The following is a 3,107-nucleotide window of genomic DNA, read 5'->3' as shown; positions in this document are numbered from 1 at the left end:
AAGGCTTTTTATTATTGAATCGGTTTTTGAAAGGTGTGGGCCATCAGGATTCCCAGCAATGTTAGACCGCCTTTAATGAACTCCACAGCTCATTTCTTTCTCTTGCAGAGAAGCATACAATAGGTTCAGTTTCTCCCAGCCAGCATTCGATATGAACTCTCATCAAGCTGATCGCAACCTGTTTCTGGCGATTGGTTGTCTCACCATTTCTGCACTGCTCTTTTCAGTGATGGGCATTTGTATCCGATATGCTTCCCATAGTGTTGATAACTACACCATTGTATTTTTTCGTAATGTGGTTGGACTCATCCTATTTCTGCCTTTTATTTTTAAACAAGGCACTGGCTTTGTAAAAACAGAAAAACTATGGATGCATACATGGCGTAGTATTGTTGGACTTGCAGCCATGTATGGTTTCTTTTACGCCATTGCGCATTTAAAGTTATCAAATGCAATGGTATTTACCTACTCTTCCCCAATTTTTATTCCAGTTATTGCATGGCTATTTCTAAAAGAAAAAATCACCATTGCTATGATTTGTGCAGCTGTTTTAGGATTTATTGGCGTATTTTGCGTTGCTAAACCCGATCAAGGTCTACTGAACTGGATTTCGGTGATTGGTATTGCATCAAGCTTACTTGCCTCAATGGCTTTTGTAACTGTTCGGGCATTAACTCAAACTGAACCACCTGAACGCATCGTATTTTATTTCTGCTTGATAGGATCAGCACTTTCTGTGATTCCAATGTTTTGGGTATGGCGACCTTATCATTTACAAGAATTATTGTTTTTAATTGGCGCAGGGATACTTGCTAATGTCAGCCAAATTTTTATGTCTCATGCTTATCGACTTGCGCCAGCAGGACAAATTGCACCTGTGAATTATATGGCAATTATTTTTGCAGGTGTATGGGGCTTCTTACTTTGGAATGAAGTACCCGATTTATACAGTGTGATTGGATTTTGTATTATTTTGCTGGCAATTTTATTATGTAGTCCATTGACTCAACGTCAAAGGAAAATTATTCAACGCTAAAATATTTGATCTTTAAAAATAACTTATCAACATTGACAATGTCTAAAGCATTTTAAAGCTTAGAAATAAAAAAAGCACCCGAAGGTGCTTTTTTTATTGTTAGTTTAGTTATACCAACCAAACAATTTAAAGAAATACGGAACGTAAGCAATAATTAAGATTGCAGGTACCATGACCAATAAAGGCAATATCCAACGTTCATATCGATAGTAGAAAGACAAATGACGAACTTCTGCATCTGCTTCAGCCACTTCTGCATCACCAATCGATTGTCGAGCTAAGAGATGGTTTAATGCAACTGGAGGTGTGACATAACCCAACTCAAAACCAATAAGCGCAATCATCCAGAAATGAACAGGATCAATACCATATTGATATGCAACAGGTGCGACTGTAGCCGTGATCAGAATCACAGCACCAAATGGATCCATAATCATACCTACGAAGATCATCAATAATACAATCAACGTAATCACGACAACAATATTATTAATATCTTGTGGGAATGCTTCCATGATATGAATTTGCTCAAGGAAACCACCGACACTCACTGAAAGCGCCATCAGAATCACAAGTGCACCAATATGGCCTACTGTTTCACTTGAAGAAGCATGTAATGCTTTAGCAAATGAGATGTTACGCTCTGGTTTGCGTGGGTCATCTTCTGGATTAATTTTTGGTGCAGGTTGACTACCGTCCGCAGGCAATGTGTAGCTATTTAAAGTACTGTCCCAATGACCAACAGGTGCCAACGGTGCAGGTTCTTTACGTAACTTATCAAACAATACCATCATCAATAGAATCACAGGCATCATTACAGGTGCAGTAAATTCATTGAGATCAGTTGCTAATGCATGTTTGTAGAATAACCAAATCAAAACAAAGATCACGATATATGGTGATACAGGTACGAATGCACGTAATGATTTAGGCAATGCAACTTTAAATGGTGCAATACGGAATTTTTGTTCCGCAAAGAATAATGCAATCACCAAGAATAACGTTGAGGTTAATAGGAATGTGTACATCCCGTATTTATAAAGCAAATCAGTCGTTACTTCTTTGTTCAGTGAAGCGACTACTACGATCAATAAACATGGACGTAGAACTACACCCATTGAACCCGACAGCGCCGTTGCTGCTAAAGCAAACTGACGGCGTCCACCCGCATTCCACACTTCTTTATAAATAATCGCACCCGCAGCGATAACGAAAATACCTGATGCACCTGTATAGGCTGTTGGTAATGCCGCTGCAAGAAGGATCAACCAAGTTAAAGTCTCTGGAGCCAGATTCCAAGGACGTAAGATATTGAGGAATAAATCAACAATACGTGTTTGCTTGAGCAACATACCCGCCCAAATAAATAAGGCTAGATTCAAGAAAATATTCGACAATTCAACCAACTGTCCCAAATAAATACCTTGCCCCATTGGATAATCCATGAAGAAAGTAAATGCAACCCCGGTGATAATCGCCATATAGGCATATAAAGGAATACTGAGGATGGCTAAACCGACATTACCACCTTCACGAGTTGCAGCTGGTGGTTTGATCATTTGAAATAAACTGATGAGTGTCAGCACACCAAACAATATCATCCACAACCAATAAATCACGTTCATTTCTGGTGTGATCGGAACACCTGAATTCATGACCGATTTATATTGGCTAATCACAGATGATGTGAGTAATGCATTACCCAACAACATCGCAATACCATAAACACGGAAATCAGTTTTAGTAGCAGGACTACGTAAACCAATGTGATGCGCTTTCAATGTTGCACTGATTGCAGCAAATACAACCATAATAACGAGGAATAACGCGCGGTTCTCTGCACCTAATTTAAAGATACCGAAGAAACTAGTTTCAATTTTCCGATAAGTACGAACACTAGGATTGGCTTCGATATGCTTCATTGCCTTATCGTAGAATTGGTATTTCTCATCACATTGTTGCTGAGCCGCTATCAGCGAAGCTCGAACATCTGACTCAGAAGCTACACCAAACATACTCGCAAACTCATCAGCAGCATTGATTTTCATTTGCTCTTGAACTTGTGCATCTA

2 protein-coding genes are annotated in these 3,107 nt (G+C 39.1%); one reads left to right on the top strand and one right to left on the bottom strand.

Annotation, left to right across the window (positions count from 1 at the left end; genetic code table 11):
• The first annotated feature begins 151 nt into the window (after positions 1 to 151).
• Positions 152 to 1,036, top strand: a complete 885-nt coding sequence (locus B4H32_RS10570) for a DMT family transporter (protein WP_004797501.1) — start codon at positions 152 to 154, stop codon at positions 1,034 to 1,036.
• Positions 1,037 to 1,140: 104 nt separating this feature from the next.
• Here the strand turns inward: B4H32_RS10570 and B4H32_RS10565 are convergent.
• Positions 1,141 to 3,107 (bottom strand): TRAP transporter large permease subunit (locus B4H32_RS10565; protein ID WP_286802991.1); only part of this gene is annotated, 1,967 nt, incomplete at its 5' end.

This window comes from Acinetobacter sp. UBA2063 (genome assembly GCF_002333245.1).
Lineage (GTDB): Bacteria > Pseudomonadota > Gammaproteobacteria > Pseudomonadales > Moraxellaceae > Acinetobacter > Acinetobacter parvus.
The sequence above is the reverse complement of the archived record's forward strand: the minus strand, read 5'-3'. Positions and strand labels throughout refer to the sequence as shown.